Source organism: Halorubrum sp. SS7 (genome assembly GCF_005435055.1).
In the GTDB taxonomy this organism is placed as follows: domain Archaea; phylum Halobacteriota; class Halobacteria; order Halobacteriales; family Haloferacaceae; genus Halorubrum; species Halorubrum salinarum.
This window is the reverse complement of the sequence record NZ_SGXV01000005.1, coordinates 35809-51145: the sequence shown is the minus strand read 5'-3', so window position 1 is coordinate 51145 and position 15337 is coordinate 35809. Positions and strand designations below refer to the sequence as shown.

General features: G+C 69.5%; 17 protein-coding genes. 9 read left to right on the top strand and 8 right to left on the bottom strand.

Annotated features, from left to right (window positions below):
• Positions 1 to 83 precede the first annotated feature (83 nt).
• On the top strand, positions 84 to 1979 hold the full coding sequence (locus EXE44_RS07365) for an ATP-binding protein (protein WP_137716602.1): 1896 nt from the start codon (positions 84 to 86) through the stop codon (positions 1977 to 1979).
• Positions 1980 to 2031: 52 nt separating this feature from the next.
• On the opposite strand, the gene EXE44_RS07360 is transcribed toward EXE44_RS07365, so the two are convergent.
• Positions 2032 to 2442, bottom strand: a complete 411-nt coding sequence (locus tag EXE44_RS07360; RefSeq protein WP_137716601.1) for an RDD family protein — start codon at positions 2440 to 2442, stop codon at positions 2032 to 2034.
• 135 nt (positions 2443 to 2577) lie between these two features.
• On the opposite strand from EXE44_RS07360, the gene EXE44_RS07355 reads away from it, so the two are divergent.
• Positions 2578 to 3039, top strand: coding sequence for a universal stress protein (locus EXE44_RS07355; RefSeq protein WP_121562837.1), 462 nt, complete (start codon positions 2578 to 2580; stop codon positions 3037 to 3039).
• A gap of 3 nt (positions 3040 to 3042) precedes the next feature.
• On the opposite strand, the gene EXE44_RS07350 is transcribed toward EXE44_RS07355, so the two are convergent.
• Together EXE44_RS07350 and EXE44_RS07345 are read right to left on the bottom strand one after the other, a co-directional pair.
• Positions 3043 to 3339 carry a transcriptional regulator gene (locus EXE44_RS07350; protein ID WP_121562836.1) on the bottom strand — a complete coding sequence of 99 codons (297 nt, stop codon included), beginning with the start codon at positions 3337 to 3339 and terminating at the stop codon, positions 3043 to 3045.
• Positions 3340 to 3439: 100 nt separating this feature from the next.
• The gene (locus EXE44_RS07345) at positions 3440 to 4579 is read right to left on the bottom strand and encodes a hypothetical protein (protein ID WP_137716600.1); all 1140 of its coding nucleotides are present in this window, start codon (positions 4577 to 4579) and stop codon (positions 3440 to 3442) included.
• A 170-nt stretch (positions 4580 to 4749) separates the two neighbouring features.
• Here EXE44_RS07345 and EXE44_RS07340 point away from each other — a divergent pair, with 170 nt between their 5' ends.
• Positions 4750 to 5481 carry a DUF4013 domain-containing protein gene (locus EXE44_RS07340; protein ID WP_137716599.1) on the top strand — a complete coding sequence of 244 codons (732 nt, stop codon included), beginning with the start codon at positions 4750 to 4752 and terminating at the stop codon, positions 5479 to 5481.
• 54 nt (positions 5482 to 5535) lie between these two features.
• Here EXE44_RS07340 and EXE44_RS07335 read toward each other — a convergent pair whose 3' ends face one another.
• The 4 genes from EXE44_RS07335 to EXE44_RS07320 all read right to left on the bottom strand — a co-directional run bounded on the left by EXE44_RS07335 (position 5536) and on the right by EXE44_RS07320 (position 8984).
• Entirely contained in the window at positions 5536 to 6012 is a 477-nt protein-coding gene (locus EXE44_RS07335; protein WP_053770745.1) for a 50S ribosomal protein L11, read from the bottom strand.
• A 629-nt stretch (positions 6013 to 6641) separates the two neighbouring features.
• Positions 6642 to 7922 carry an MFS transporter gene (locus tag EXE44_RS07330; RefSeq protein ID WP_137716598.1) on the bottom strand — a complete coding sequence of 427 codons (1281 nt, stop codon included), beginning with the start codon at positions 7920 to 7922 and terminating at the stop codon, positions 6642 to 6644.
• Positions 7919 to 8620: a TetR/AcrR family transcriptional regulator gene (locus tag EXE44_RS07325; RefSeq protein ID WP_121562832.1), complete on the bottom strand. Its 702-nt coding sequence runs from the start codon at positions 8618 to 8620 to the stop codon at positions 7919 to 7921. The genes EXE44_RS07330 and EXE44_RS07325 overlap by 4 nt, the downstream gene beginning before the upstream one ends.
• Positions 8621 to 8789: 169 nt before the next feature.
• On the bottom strand, positions 8790 to 8984 hold the full coding sequence (locus EXE44_RS07320; protein WP_004596869.1) for a cold-shock protein: 195 nt from the start codon (positions 8982 to 8984) through the stop codon (positions 8790 to 8792).
• Between the two features lie 224 nt (positions 8985 to 9208).
• Between EXE44_RS07320 and sdhC the strand changes: the two genes are divergently transcribed.
• The 6 genes from sdhC (at position 9209) to EXE44_RS07290 (ending at position 14065) form a co-directional block, all read left to right on the top strand.
• On the top strand, positions 9209 to 9634 hold the full coding sequence (gene sdhC, locus EXE44_RS07315; protein WP_053770748.1) for a succinate dehydrogenase, cytochrome b556 subunit: 426 nt from the start codon (positions 9209 to 9211) through the stop codon (positions 9632 to 9634).
• Between the two features lies 1 nt (position 9635).
• Positions 9636 to 10007, top strand: a complete 372-nt coding sequence (locus EXE44_RS07310) for a succinate dehydrogenase hydrophobic membrane anchor subunit (RefSeq protein WP_004596874.1) — start codon at positions 9636 to 9638, stop codon at positions 10005 to 10007.
• 7 nt (positions 10008 to 10014) lie between these two features.
• The gene (locus EXE44_RS07305) at positions 10015 to 10899 is read left to right on the top strand and encodes a succinate dehydrogenase/fumarate reductase iron-sulfur subunit (protein ID WP_121562831.1); all 885 of its coding nucleotides are present in this window, start codon (positions 10015 to 10017) and stop codon (positions 10897 to 10899) included.
• Between the two features lie 53 nt (positions 10900 to 10952).
• Positions 10953 to 12782, top strand: a complete 1830-nt coding sequence (locus tag EXE44_RS07300) for an FAD-binding protein (RefSeq protein WP_137705441.1) — start codon at positions 10953 to 10955, stop codon at positions 12780 to 12782.
• Between the two features lie 296 nt (positions 12783 to 13078).
• Positions 13079 to 13306: a helix-turn-helix domain-containing protein gene (locus EXE44_RS07295; RefSeq protein WP_053770751.1), complete on the top strand. Its 228-nt coding sequence runs from the start codon at positions 13079 to 13081 to the stop codon at positions 13304 to 13306.
• 123 nt (positions 13307 to 13429) lie between these two features.
• Entirely contained in the window at positions 13430 to 14065 is a 636-nt protein-coding gene (locus tag EXE44_RS07290) for a uracil-DNA glycosylase family protein (RefSeq protein WP_137716597.1), read from the top strand.
• Positions 14066 to 14081: 16 nt separating this feature from the next.
• On the opposite strand, the gene EXE44_RS07285 is transcribed toward EXE44_RS07290, so the two are convergent.
• Positions 14082 to 15257 (bottom strand): NAD-binding protein, encoded by a 1176-nt coding sequence (locus EXE44_RS07285; protein ID WP_137716596.1) that lies wholly within the window; start codon positions 15255 to 15257, stop codon positions 14082 to 14084.
• Positions 15258 to 15337 lie beyond the last annotated feature (80 nt).

Below are 15337 nucleotides of genomic sequence, written 5' to 3'. Positions count from 1 at the left end.
GGGCACAGAGCGCCCGTCGACAGGGGGAGGTCGGCCGCGGCGCGAGGGCAAACGCTTTCGGCCCGGCGACCGGTGGATACGCCATGACGCTGGAGGATTTCACCGACTTCACCGGGGACGGTGACGGCGACGGCGGCGCCCCGAGCGAGGCCGACGGCGCCGAGGGCGGGGGCGACGGCGCCGAGGGCGGGGGCGACGGCGAGTCCGCGGTCGACAGCGGGGGCGTCGCCGACGGGGGAAGCGCGAGCGAGGCCCCCGGGGCCGACGCCGACGAGGACGCGTTCGCCGCCTACGACGCGACGCCGGCGGGCAGCGACGCCGGCCTGGGCGTCGTCTCGGTCTCGCAGGGGCTCCGCGTGGCCGAGGAGGAGGAGGAGACGTCGCTGAAGGCGTTCGTCACGACCGGGAACCGCGAGTCGGTGCGGCTCGGGAAGTACCTCCTGATCCCGTACCCGGACGGCGAGCGGCTCTTCTGTCGGATCACGGGGCTGGAGTACGCCCAGGAGTTCCAGTCGGACGACGCGACCGAGATCCACGCCCGCCGGCAGATGCGCCGCGACGAGTTCGCCGAGCGCGACTACAAGTTCGTCGCCGACCTGGAGCCGATGTCCGTCGTCTACGGCGAGGGGGACTCGATGAAGCGCCGGATGACCGACCGGGTCCCGAAGCCCGGCGCGGTCGTCGAGGAGGCGGCCGACGACGCCGAGATCAAGACCGGCCTGAAGATCCCCGACGACGGCGTCTTCCTCGGGCACCTCTCCGTCGGCGGCGAGAAGGTGCGCACCGCCGCCGAGCCCCCGACGGTCGACTACCGCGTGAAGGACGACTACGCCGACGGCGACCCGCTCGCGTTCCGCCACACGCTCGTCGCCGGCGGGACCGGGTCCGGGAAGACTCACGCCTCGAAGAACGTCCTCCGGCAGTACCTCGACGACGACCGGACGTACCCGATGGGGGACGGTCGGGAGTCGCGCATGGCGGTCGTCCAGTTCGACCCGCAGGACGAGTACGCGCAGATGCACGACGACAACCCCGACCTCGACGACGGCTTCGCCCGCCGGCTGGAGCGGGAGGGGATCGCCCACGGCGGCCACGACGACACCGTCGCCTTGGTGCCCCGCGTCGCGAACGCGACGTACCCGGGCGAGGGCCACCGCGCCGAGCGCGTCGAGTTCACCATCCCCTTCTCGCTGGCGCGGGACATGCCGTGGCTCGTCGCCGGCTCCGGGCTCAACGACAACCAGTACCCGGCCCTCCTGACGCTGCTCAACCGCTTCTTCGACAACTACGGCGACTCGGGGACGTACAGCCAGTTCCTCTCGTACCTCGACGACCCGGCGCTGAAAGAGGAGCTCCACGAGAGCGGCCGGGTCCACGAGGCCACCTTCGACGCCGTCAAGCGTCGGGTTCGGGGCGTCCCGAGCGGCGTGTTCGACCAGGACGCGAAGCCGATTACCGAACTTGACCACACGCTCGTCCGGCCGGGCGGGCTCTCGGTCGTCCCCACCTACCACCTGCCGACCTCCCGGCAGAAGGAGATCGTCGTCCTCGCGGTCGCGGGGCTGCTCATCGACGACAAGCTCTCGAACGACCCGGACAGCGACCGGATCAAGGAGACGCCGCTCCTGGTCGGGATGGACGAGGCCCACAACTTCCTCGCCGACGCCGACAACGTCCAGGCGCAGAAGGTGGTCCAGAAGTTCACCGAGGCGGCCAAGCAGGGCCGCAAGGAGCGGCTCGGGCTCTTCCTCATCACCCAGGACCCGCAGGACGTGGCCGAGTCGGTGTTCAAGCAGGTGAACACGAAGATCGTGTTGAACCTCGGCGACGAGGACGCCATCTCCAGCGTCAACATCCCGACGAACCTCGCCGGGAAGGTGCCGTACATGGAGAAGGGACAGATGGTCGTCTACTCGCCCGACAACTCCGAGCCCGTCGAGCTGATCGGCCTCTCGGAGTGCGTGACGCGGCACGACTGACGGCCGGCCGCCCCGGGCCCGTCGGGGTCGCCGGCGGAGGTCCCGCCCCGACTCAGACTCGCACGACTAGCGTGTCAGCCAACCGGTCGCCGAGTCGCTGGCTGTTCGGCGAGTCGGCGATGAACACGACGCCCGCGAGGATCAAAAGCAGCGAGGCGCCGCCGACGATCTTGGTGACGTTCCGGACGACCGCGGCGACGCTGGAGACCTCGTCGCCGTCCGTGTCGACGACCTCGATCCCGACGATCCACTTGCCCGGCGTGCGCCCCCAGACCGCCTCCGACGCGACGTACCAGCCGAACGCGACGAGGAGGAACGCGAGGTCGGCGAGGCCCGCCGAGACGGCGCCGACCGCCAGCGAGACGACCGCGGCGACGGCGACGCTCGCGACGATGTCGATGAGCCACGCGCCGCCGCGAGCGGTGACCGACGCCAACTGCGACTGCGCGTACGGGGTGCTCATACGGGCACCTGAGCGGGCGCCGGCAAGTGTTTTGTGACCGGTCGCTTCCGGCCCGAAACGCGCCGCCCGCGGCGCGTTGTCGCCGGCCCGGAGTCGCCGTCGCCCTTTTTATCCGGTGCGGGCGAATCCCCGCCCATGAGCAAACGCATCCTCGTCGCGGTCGACGGGTCTGAGGAGGCCGCCGAAGCGCTCTCGTTCGCCGTCGCCGAGTGGCCCGACGCCGACCTGACGGCCCTGTACGTGGTCAACCCGGCGGACTCGACCACCGGCGCGGAGGGCGGGTTCCCGGGCGCCGCGGACCAGTGGTACGAGAGCGCCACCGCGCGCGGCGAGCGCATCCTCCGCGAGGCGGCGAAGTCCGTCGACCGCGATATCGACACCCGCATGGAGGTCGGTCGCCCGACGGCGACCATCCTCGGCGTCGCCGCGGGGGAGACGGAACCGACCACGGACCGCGACCAGCCCGCCGACCCGGAACCGTTCGACCACGTCGTCGTCGGGAGCCGCGGCCGGACCGGGCTCTCGCGGGTCCTCCTCGGCAGCGTCGCGGAAGGGGTCGTCCGCCGCGCCGAGATGCCAGTGACGGTCGTCCGCTGAGGCTCACTCCTCGGCCGCCGCCGCCGCCTCCGCTTCGACCACCTCGCCGACCATCGACCAGCCCTCCTCGTCGGGCCCCGACCGACCGAGCAGGATCCGCTCGTAGTCCTCGGAGCTGATCAGGCGGAACTCGGCGTCCGCGTCGGCATCGGTCCGAGTGCCCTCGCCGCGGAACTCGCGCTGGAAGAACTCGGTTGACGAGAACTCGTAGACGCCGGTCTCGCCCGAGTCGAGTTCGAGCCGCACCGGGCGCGGCTGGACGTTGTGGATCCGCTTCGCGATCGGGTGTAGATCCGGCATACCGGCAGGTCGGCGTGTGCGGCGTATAAGCGCGGCGCTCCGAGTGACGCCCGGGACCCGCGTTCGGCTGCCCGTGTCCGGCGTTCCGGGGGCCGCCGTGCTATATCCTCGCGACGACCAGTTGGACCGCCTTCGGAATCACGATACTGAGGAGCAGCTGCGACCAGATGCTGAACGTCGCGGGGTACTCCTGCGTGGCGCTCACCCGTTCCATCCGGCGCCGGACCTCTTCGAGGACTCCCTGTTTCTCGCTCGACGCCCTCTGGAACCCGACTCCCCACCGGTCCTCGACGAGCCGCTCCTCGATCGCCCGTAGTCGATGGAGTTCGCGACGCTTCTCGTCGCGCATGAACTGATGAAGCGTGAACACGGCGTAGCCGACCGTCGCGACCGAGCTCAGCCACACCGTCGTGAAGATGAGGTTCGTCGCCGTCGTCCGCTCCCACTCGATGCCAACGATCGCCGGCCCGTAGAGGACGAGCCCGATCGCGACCAGTCCAGCGACGACGTAGTAGTACGCGTGCTTGACCAGCTCACCGATCGGTCGGAGTCCGCCGAGCCCCTCCGGATCGAGGAAGTCGACGCCGACGTCGGAGTCTCGGAGGCGACGCGGCGCGATGAGCGTGACGGCGACGTACACGGTGAAAAACTGCGTGGCGATCGACGCCCAGACCGGGTTCGCCACCGTCCAGCCGATCACCGCCGCGAGGTTCGCGTCCTGGTAGACGGCGACCGGTCCACCGAGCGCGAACAGCCGCACGTAGTTCACGGCCACCACGGACAGGAACACCGTCCACGGAAGCCACGAGGGGATCACGCTCGTCAGTCGCTCGGGGTCGTCGGTTCGGTTCCTGATCCGCATCTCCACCGTGACCTCGTGGTAGCGTCGCCGGAGCGATCGCGACCCGTAAACGGCGGCAAGCAGGCCGATCGGCTGAAGCAGGAAGAACGGGTTCTGGAGGTAGATCACCGGTTCGCCGATAGCGTACGAGTAGGCGCCCAGCACCAGTTCGAGCACGCCGATCGTCACGAGGGCGTAGAGGTACGACGGCGGGACCGATCCGGGCAGCGCGTCGGACAGGTGCCCCATCCCCACCTTCCGCGCGAGCCCGTCCAGCCACAGGTCCTCGTCGAACGGCTCCCCGATCCCCGCGACGTCGAACCCGCCGATATCGTCGATATCGATCGCGTCCCACTCGCGCTCCGCGTCCGCGGGGACGGCGTCCCTCTCTTCGGCCATACCCTCCGATCCTCGTGAACTGACATAAACGGACCCCGTCTCCCGTCCATCGGCTCGGCTCTGCCCGTCGTAAGGCGCGTCCGGACCCCGAACCACTGCCGCCCGGCTACTGCGGACCGCCGCCCTACTACTTTAATACCTCACGGCGCGTCGTGGCCGTGAGAATCACCATGTTAGAAGCATCGCTCAGCTATCTTCGCGACGGCGACGACGCCGTCACTACCGCCGTCATCGGCGGACTCCTGCTGCTCGCGAGTCCCCTCATCATCCCCTCGATCCTCGTCTTCGGCTACGTGACCCGCGTCATTCGGCGCACCGCCGGCGGCGACGACGAGCCCCCGGCGTTCGAGGCGTGGGGCGACCTGTTCGTCGACGGCCTGAAGGCGTTCGTCGTCGCGTTCGTCTACTCGCTGCTGCCGCTCGGGGTCCTCGCGGTCGCCGGGGCCCTGACCGTCGGCGCGTTCGTCGTGGTGCCCGGGACCGGCGACCCCGGTGCCGGGACGTTCCTCGGCACCTTCGTCGTCGGCGTCGTCGTCCTCGTCGCGGGGCTCGTCGCCCTGGGCCTGTCGCTCGTCGGTCTCTACGTGACGCCCGCGGCGCTGGCGGCGGTCGCGGACTCCGGGAAGGTCGGCGACGGCTTCGCCCTCGGGACGCTCTGGGGCGTCGTCACGAAGCGGGCGTACGCGGCGGGGTGGGTCACCGCGGCGGTCGTGGTGCTCGCCGGCGCGCTCGCGATCGGCGTGCTCTCCGTGGTCCCGATCCTCGGGACGATCGCGGGGGTGTTCGTCCAGTTCTACGCGCTCGTGGCGGCGGCCGCCATCGTCGGGTGGACGTGGACCGACGTGCGCCCGGTCGGGACGGAACCGCCCGAGACGGAGCCCGCGGAACGGCCCGCGGTGTAACGGGATCGAATCGAAATCGCCGCGGAAGGGCGGAGCTCGCGAAAAGGGGCGGCGTTACTCGTCGAGGACGTCGTCGTACTCGCCGGCGTCGACGCGCTCGTCGAACGTCCGGGCGTCCTCGCCCTCGATGGTGACGCCGAGGGAGGCACAGGTGCCGCCGACCTCCTTGGCGGCGGCCTTCGTGTCGTACGCGAGCAGGTCGCTCGACTTCTGCTCGGCGACCTTCTTCACCTGTTCGATCGACATGTCGGCGACGAAGTTCTCCTGCGGCTCGCCGGAGCCGGTGTCGAAGCCGGCCTCGTCCTTGATGAGCTCCGCGGTGGGCGGCACGCCGACCTCGATGGTGAAGGAGCCGTCGTCGTCGTACTCGACGGTGACGGGCACCTCCATGCCGTCGAAGGCAGCGGTCTCGTCGTTGATCTCCGCGACGACGTCCTGGACGTCCACCGGCGTCGGTCCGAGCTCGGGACCGAGCGGCGGGCCGGGGTTGGCCTGCCCGCCGGGGACGAGCGCTTCGATAGTTCCAGCCATGTCCGTACGAACCCGTCGCCGACTTTTAACGGTTGTTCTTTCGGGTAGGGGGAGTCAGCGGTTCGCACACCGTACGTCTGGGTTCCCCGGCGGTGAGCCGCTCGCTCGGCGGTGCGCGCCTGTCCGGTCTGATTTCATACGTCACCACTCAACGTCGGGCGATACCCTGTCGACGATCGTATCGTCTATTCACAAGACACCGGCTGCGGATCGACGCCGAACACCTCCAAAGCCCCAGGCGCTCGGTGGGACATGGTCGCTGCTGAGGTGGTTTTCAAAGCTCCAACCGCTCGGTGAGACGTGATCGCTGTTGCCGAGGTGATCTCCAAAACCCCAGCCGCGAAGAGGCCGTACGCTCGCTGCGCGCTTCAGTCGCTCGCGCTGCTCGCTCCTTCCAGTGCTTGCGTCACCTACGGCCTCCTCGCGACTGCCCGTTTGAATCCCACCCCGCACCGCACAGCAACCGCACCTCACGCCTCCCCAGCCTCGTCGCTGGTCCCTCCGCTTCGCTCCGGGAGCCAGCGACTCCCTCGCGCGGTCGATTCGCGCCCTTCGGGCGCTCATCGGCACGCGCCACTGCTTGGTCTGGTTATTTAATCGGTCTGCGAAGCGGACCGGGAAGTCCGGAACTACGAGTCCACGACGCTCGACGGGTCGGTCGCCCCCGCCTCGTCGGCGACGCGGCCGGGGAGGAACGTCCCGGTCTCTCGGCGGACGCCGAGGAGGAGGACGCCGCCGGCGAGCAGCGGCAGGGCGGCGCAGGCGGCGTATATCGGCGCGAAGCCGACCGCCTCGATGAGGGGGAGCGACACCATGGGGCCGAGGCCGCCCCCCACGTCGCCGAGGACGTTGTTCGTCCCGGAGGCGCGACCCATCCGCTCGTCGGGGGTGAGGTCGGCGAGCAGGGCCATCATCGGGCCGCTGGTCCCGCCCTGGCCGGCGCCGATGAAGACGCAGGCGAGCCCCAGGGAGAGGACCGACCCGGCCCGGGCGAGCAGCAGGAACCCGACGAACGAGACCGCGAGGAAGATCAGGAGGATGGGCGTCCGCGACTCGCGGGTGTCGGAGACCCGCCCGCCGACGAGCATGAAGGCCGCGGCCGAGACGACCGTGCCGGCCATGAACAGCCCGGAGGTCCCCTGCGGGGCGAGGCCGAACAGCGAGATGTCGTTCGCGCCGAGGAACAGCACGAGCGTGGAGAACAGCGCGCCGATGTACGCGAACATCAGCCCGAAGTTGACCAGGCCGACCGTCAGGGCCGGGACGGCGGTGTCGACCTCCCAGGGCTTGATCGAGTCGCCGGAGCGGTCGCCGGTGACGTGCGTCTCCGGGACGTACCGGTACGCGACGACGCTCGCGGTGAGCGCGAAGGCGGCGGCGACGGCGAACGCCGCGACGTTGCCCGCGACCGCGGAGACGACCCCGCCGAGCACGAGGCCGGCCGGGAACCCCATCGTGATCCCGCCGCGGACGATCCCCATGTTCGTCCCCCGCGAGCCGCTGTCGGAGAGGTCGGCGGCGATGGTGTACGCGGTCGCGAACACCGCGGCGGAGCCGAGCCCCCAGAGGACCCGCGCGAGCAGGAACCACGCCTCGGGAGCGATCCCCGCCGGGACCGCGAGCGCGACGACGTACCCGAGCGTGGCGACCCCCTCGACGAACAGCCCGACGACGAACGGCGTGCGCGTCCCGTACCGGTCGACGAGGGCGCCGGCCGGCGCGTTCGCGACGAGCCGCACCCACCGGTTCGCCGAGAGGATCGCGCCGACCATGAACGCCGAGATGCCGAGGACCGCGCCGAGGTTCGGGAGGATCGGGAAGACGACGCCGCCGCCGAAGCCGACGAAGAACGTGCTCGCGATCACCGCGAGGAGGACCGGCGGCGGGCGCTCGAACCCGAAGCGGGTCATTCGGTGCGGTCCGCGGCGGCGTCGCTCCCCGGCTCGTCGGCGTCGAGCCGGAGCGCATCGATCGCCGCGTCGAGCGGCGGCAGTTCGACCCCGTCGGCGAGCAGTGGACCTACGATCCGCCGGAGCGCCGCCTCCGCGACCTCGCGGGTGTAGCCCTCGCCCTCGGCGTCGCGTTCGGCGCCGGCGAGGGTGATCTGCCGGGTCCGCGCGCCGTCGAGGGTCGCCACGAGCAGCGCCGCCGTCTCCTCGACGTCGACGTCGCGGAAGACGCCCGCCTCGATGCCGTCCGCGAGGATGTCGGCGACGGTCCCGCGGAGCAGCCGGTCGCTGCGCGCCAGCTGCTCGCGGATCCGCTCGTTGAACGGGCCCTGAGTGCGGAGCTCCAGCAGGGCGATGTGGAACGCCTCGCGGTCGGCCTCGTCGGGGGCGAAGACGAACCACCCCACGAACTGGACCAGTCGGTCGACGGGCGGGTCGTCCGCGCGGGCCGCGATCCGGTCCTCGGAGTCGGAGATGATGTACTCCAGGAAGGCGACCAGCAGGTCTTCCTTCGTGTCGTAGTGGTAGTGGAGCAGCGACTTGCTCTTCGAACACTCGTCGGCGATGTCCTGCATCGTCAGGTCGGCGTAGCCGTGAGCGCGGAGGGCGCTGTACACCCCGTCCATGATCTCCGCGGCCGCGCTCGGCGAGTCGCTCATTGACTGACCGGTCAGTCAACGAGCGGTAAATTCCTATCGGTCGGGGCCGTTCGGCGCCGAAACCGCTCGGCGCCGCGAGCGACGCCCGTCCGCGGCGGGGCGCGCGACGGCGCCGCCGCTCGGGGGTCGAGAACAGTCGAAAAGCCGATTCGCCTCGGGTGTCGCCGACTTACAGACGGGTGACGTTCGACGCGCGCGGACCCTTGTCCGCCTCCTCGATGTCGAACTCGACTTCCTGACCCTCTTCGAGGTCCGGGCCGCCGACGTCCTCCATGTGGAAGAACACGTCCTCGTCCGCGTCGTCAGTCGAAATGAAACCGTAGCCGCCAGTGTCGTTGAAGAAGTCAACTTCGCCTTTCGCCATTGCGACCGTAGAAGCGGGACTGTGACATATAAGGCTTCCGCGACGATACGCGGCGTGGAACGCCCTCGCACGGACCGCGTTCTCGGATCGGATCCGTCTCGGAGTTCGGCCGCTTGACCCCCGCGTTCCCTCCGATTCCGCGCCGATCGGATTGGTCCGGAATCCGGCCGCGCAGGCCGCCGTGTTAGTAACTACTATACCAGCGCGGTTCAGAACCGTTAGGTATGAGTCAGTCGTACAATCGAGGCCTCATTGAGGACTTCGGCCGTTGGCGGGAGTTCGAGGCGGGGATGTGGGCGTGGATCTTCCACAAGTTCACGGGATGGGTGCTCATCGGGTACCTGTTCACGCACATCGCCGTCCTGAGTACGGGGATCCCGGCCGCCGGTGCCAGCGAGGCGGCGATCGCCGCTGGAAACGACGTGTACACGCAGACCATCGTCTCCTTGGAGGGGCTGTTGCTCGTGCGCCTCCTGGAGGTCGGCCTGCTCGCGGTGGCGGTCTTCCACATGCTCAACGGGACGCGACTCCTCCTCACCGACCTCGGCATCGGACTCGACGCACAGGACAAGAGCTTCTACGCGTCGCTGATCCTCACGGGAGCGATCACCGTCGCGTCGGTTCCGACGTTCATCGCGGGGGCGTTCTGAGATGGCCGAGCGCTACTCCTCGTTCCAGTCGGGCGGCCGGATGTGGTTCCTCCAGCGGGTCACGGCGGTCTTCCTGCTGGTCGTGTTGGCGTTCCACTTCTTCCTGCTCCACTTCGTCCACCACGCGGACGAGGTGTCGTTCCTCGCCAGCTCCGCGCGGATGGAGCAGCTGAGCTACTACTCGCTGATGATCCTCTTCCTCGTGACCGCGACGTTCCACGGGGTCAACGGCGTCTACAACGCCTTGGTGAACCAGGGGCTCACCGGCACGAAACGCACCGTCATCAAGTGGACGCTCGTCGCCGCGAGCGTCGTGCTGATCGCGCAGGGAATCCGCACCGCGAACGCGTGGGCGGGCATCGGACTCTACTGAACCGACAATGAGCACGCAAATTCCGAAGCAGACCGAGGAATCGACCGAGACCGAGACGGAGCCCGCCTCGAAGGGCGACGAGCGCCGCGCCGAGAAGCGGCGCCGCGCGGCCGAGCGCCGCGAGCAGCGACAGGAGGAGGAGGCGGAGAAGGCGGCCGCCGACGAGAGCACGGTCGAGCTGAAGGTGTTCCGCTACGACCCGCAGGTCGAGGGGAAACAGGAGCCGCGCTTCGACACGTTCCACGTCCCGTTCACGAAGGGGATGACCGTCCTCGACGCGCTCATGTACGCGCGCGACACGTACGACTCCTCGCTCACCTTCCGGCACTCCTGCCGGCAGGCCGTCTGCGGCTCGGACGCCATGTTCGTCAACGGCGGGCAGAAGCTGGCGTGTAAGACCCAGATCTCGGACCTCGAAGAGCCGGTCCGCGTCGAGCCGCTCCCGCACGCCGAGGTGACGAAGGACCTCGTCGTCGACATGGAGCACTTCTACGACCAGATGGAGGCCGTCGAGCCGTACTTCCAGACGAACGAGTACCCTGACGGCGAGCTCGAAGAGCAGCGCCAGGACCGCGAGAACCGCGAGAAGATCAAGATGTCCACGCGCTGTATCTGGTGTGGCGCGTGCATGTCCTCGTGTAACATCGCCGCCGGCGACAACGAGTACCTCGGGCCGGCCGCGATCAACAAGGCGTACCGGTTCGCGATGGACGAGCGCGAGGGCGAGGAGATGAAACAGAAGCGCCTGGAGATCATCGAGCAGGAACACGGCGTCTGGCGGTGTCAGACCCAGTTCTCCTGTACGGAGGTGTGCCCGAAGGACATCCCCCTCACCGAGCACATTCAGGAGCTGAAGCGGGAGGCAGTCAAAAACAACCTGAAGTTCTGGTAAACCCGACAGACAGTATCAAGGGACTCCGGAACTTACGAAATTACATACCAACAATGTACGAACACGACGTCGTCGTCGTCGGGGCCGGCGGGGCGGGACTCCGGGCGGCGATCGCGGCACAGGAAGCGGGCGCGGACGTGGCGATGGTGTCGAAGCTCCATCCCGTCCGGTCCCACACCGGCGCGGCAGAGGGCGGGATCAACGCGGCGCTGCGCGACGCCGACTCCTGGGAGGACCACGCGTACGACACGATGAAGGGGTCCGACTACCTCGGCGACGCGCCCGCGGTCGAGGCGCTCTGCCAGGAGAGCCCCGAGGAGGTCATCCGCCTCGAACACTGGGGGATGCCGTTCTCCCGCGAGGACGACGGCCGCGTCTCCCAGCGGCCGTTCGGCGGCCTCTCGTTCCCGCGCACGACCTACGCGGGCGCCGAGACCGGCCACCAGATGCTCCACACGATGTACGAGCAGGTGGTCAAACGCGGGATCACGGTGTACGACGAGTGGCACGTGATGGACCTCGCGGTCACCGACGAGGACGATCCCGCCGAGCGGACCTGTCACGGCGTCGTCGCCTACGACATCCAGAGCGGCGAAATTAGCGGGTTCCAAGCCAACGACGGCGTCATCCTCGCCACCGGCGGGATGGGCCAGGTGTTCGACCACACCACGAACGCGGTCGCCAACACCGGCGACGGCGTCGCGATGGCGTACCGCGCCGGCGTCCCGATGGAGGACATGGAGTTCATCCAGTTCCACCCGACGACGCTGCCGTCGACCGGCGTCCTCATCTCCGAGGGCGTCCGCGGCGAGGGCGGCATCCTCTACAACAGCGAGGGCGAGCGGTTCATGTTCGAGCACGGCTACGCGAACAACGCCGGCGAGCTCGCCTCCCGCGACGTGGTTTCCCGCGCCGAGCTGACCGAGGTCAACGAGGGCCGCGGCATCGAGGACGAGTACGTCCACCTCGACATGCGCCACCTCGGCGAGGAGCGCATCCTCGACCGTCTGGAGAACATCCTCCACCTCGCGGAGGACTTCGAGGGCGCCGACGGGCTCACGGAGCCGATGCCGGTCAAGCCCGGCCAGCACTACGCGATGGGCGGCATCGAGACGAACGAGTTCGGCGAGACCGTCATCGACGGGCTGTACGCCGCCGGCGAGTGCGCCTGCGCCTCCGTCCACGGCGCGAACCGCCTCGGCGGGAACGCGCTGCCGGAGCTCATCGTCTTCGGCAAGCGCGCCGGCCGCCACGCCGCCGGCGAGGAGATGGGCGAGGCCGAGATCGAGACCGGCCGCTCGGGCGACTGGCAGCCGGCCGACTACGAGTTCGGCGTCGAGGTCGGCGAGACCGGGGGCTCGGGCCCCGCCGCCGCCGACGGCGGCGCGGTGGCGACCGACGCCGACAGCGTCCTCGGGGCGGCCGTCGACCGCGCCCAGGAGCGCGTCGAGGAGCTGCTCTCCCGGAAGGGGCGCAACCACGCGGAGATCCGCTCCGCCGTCCAGGAGACGATGACGGCCAACGTCAACGTGTTCCGCGAGGAGGGCCGCCTGGAGGAGACGCTCGAAGACCTCCGCGAGGCCCGCGAGGCGTACAAGGACGTCGCGGTGTCGGACCCGTCGCGGACGTTCAACACCGACCTCATCCACACCATCGAGACGCGGAACATCCTCGACATCGCGGAGGCGCTCACGATGGGCGCGCTCGCCCGCGAGGAGTTCCGGGGCGCCCACTGGCGCAAGGAGCACCAGGAGCGCAAAGACGAGGACTGGCTGAAGCACACGCTCATCTCGTGGAACGACGGCGAGCCCGAGCTGTGGTACAAGCCGGTCGTCCTCGAGGGCGAGAACAAGACGTACGAGCCGAAGAGCCGCTCGTACTGAGCCGTCCGGCGACGCGCGGCACGCGCGGCCGCCCGCGACCGTCCGCCGCGGGTCGGCGGCGACTCGCTTCGATACCTCCTCGCTTTCACCCGATCGATCCGGATCGTTCACGGTCTCCTATCCGTCGACGGTCGAAACCGGGCGTCGATACGCGTCGATTTCCGGTTCGTTGATCGACGTTGCTCGCACGAGACCCGAGGGAACCGGCGGGAGACGCGCTCTCCGACGCCTTCCGGTAGTTTCGACGAACGTTGAATGGGGGATTTATTATCGTCGAACTACACGGATCGGACAAGATGATCGAGACGGAAACCGCGTCCGCGGCCGCCCCGGCGCTGCCCCGGGAGCTCCAGTCGCCCCGCGCCAAGCTCGTGTACCTCTACCTGACCACGAACGGCGACGCCACGGTCTCGGAGATGGGCGAGTCGCTCGGCATGAAGAAGCTCTCCCTGTACAGCATCCTGAAGACCCTCCGCAACGAGGGCCTCGTCGACTGCGACGGCGACTGTTACGTCCCCAACTGACGCGGCCGCGGCGCCGACCGCGCGCCCCTCGGCTCGCGACCCCTCGCTCGCGACGCCGCCTTCCTCTCTTCGCGTTCCCCGCCGCAGCGGAGCGTTTAGGGTGGCGGAGCGCCCACGTCGACCGTGGACGCGAACCAGACGGAGTTCGAGAACCCGTTCGCGATGGACACCGACTGCGAGAACTGCGAGGCGCTGTGTGGCGCCCGCGACCGCGTCGTCCACGGCTACGGCGACGTCGGCGCCGAGTTCCTCGTGGTCGGGACGGCGCCGACGGCGGCCGCCGAGCGCAACGGCGTCCCCTTCACCGGAGAGGGGGGCGGCGAGCGCGTCCAGTCTATCTTCGCCGACCTCGGCTTCGTCCGGTCGGCGCCGGACGCCGCGGAGCCGGACGTACAGAACGTCTTCTTCACGAACCTGACGCGGTGTCGCCACCCGGAGCGCGGGCCGACCGACCGCGAGGTCGACACCTGCGAGCCCTTCCTCAACGCGGAGATCAGGATGATCAACCCGCAGATCATCGTGCCGGTCGGCGAGCGCCCGCTCAGGGAGTTGGCCGTCGAGTACACGACGCGCCGGCCGGACTCCTTCGACGTCGACGCGGAGCACGCGACGACGATCCGCGGGCGGGGGTTCGAACTGGTGCCGATGGCCGAGCCGGCCGCGATGACCGACGACGAGGCCGACGCCTTCCGCGACCACATGCGCGAGAACGTGTTGAGCCGAGACTACCGGCAGACGAAGGGCCGGCGGAGCCGGTAGCTTTCGCGGCCCGGCCTCAGTCGTCGAGGTCGACGTCGTCTAAGATCCCCTCGGTCGCGTCCGTGCTGTCCGCGCCGAACGCGCAGTCGACGAGGATGTGCCCGCCGAGCGTCGACGGCGAGATGACCTGGTCGGCGCCGGCGCGGCGGAGCTTGTCGACGTTCTCTCGCTGCGTCACCGCCGCGACGATTCGCACGTCCGGGTTGAGCTGGCGGGCGGTGAGGATGGCGAGCGCGTCGCGCGCGTCGTCCTCGGTGGCGGCGACGACGGCGCGGGCTCCGTCGAGGTTGACCCGTTCGAGCGGGTCGACGTCGCTGGGGTCGGCGGTGTACACGGGCACGTCGCGGTCCGTGAGCCGCCTGGCGACGTTTTCGTCCGGCGTCACCACCGCGTACTCGACGCCGTCGCGGGCGTCGAGCTCTTCGAGGATCGGTTCCGTCAGGTCCCCGTAGCCTAACACGAGGACGTGGTCGTCGAGGAGGTCTATCTGTCTGTCTGTCATTTTCCCGAGCGCCTTGGAGAGCTGCGCCTCGATTGCGGGCGTGAGGAGGACCCCGAGCGCCACCGCGAAGGCGGCGACGTTCACCACGAGCGACGAGAGCGCGAACAGCTGCGCGATGTCGGAGGCCGGGCCGGTCGCCGGGTGGATGTCGCCGTAGCCGACCGTCGAGGCCGTGACGATCGTGAAGTAGAACGCGTCGACGATCGTCTCGATCCCCTCGAACTGGTCCCTGAGGGCGTACGAGCCGACCGTTCCGTACGCGACCGCTCCCACGAGCGCCGCGCCCGCGGCCAGCTGCGTGGGCGAAGGGCTGAACCGGCGGTCGAACCGCCCCCGGTTGATCACGAGCGTCGGCGCCGACAGGACCGACAGCGCCACGAGCGGGAACGACAGGACGGACGCCTGTAACAGGCCTTGAAGCGCCGTCAGCGGCAGCAGCACCGCCGTGGAGTACCACCCCACTCGGTACCCGTTCCGCAGCGCGAACCCGCTCGCGAACATCGCGAAGCCGGTGATCGTCCCCGTGAACCCGACCGTCTGCCGGACGACGCCGCCGACGTACGGGGCGAGCGGGCCGTTGACGCCGAGCCCGCCGATCTGCGCGAGCCCGGCGAGGATGGAGAGGATCGCGACCCCGAACGTCAACGCGATCGACGCGCGGACGGTAACCCAGTCCCGGGTCAGCTCCATATCTCCGGGTCGCCGAGACCGGACTTAAACCCCGCGAGGCCGGTCCGACCCGCTCGCCGCCGGCGGGAACGGCGCGCGCC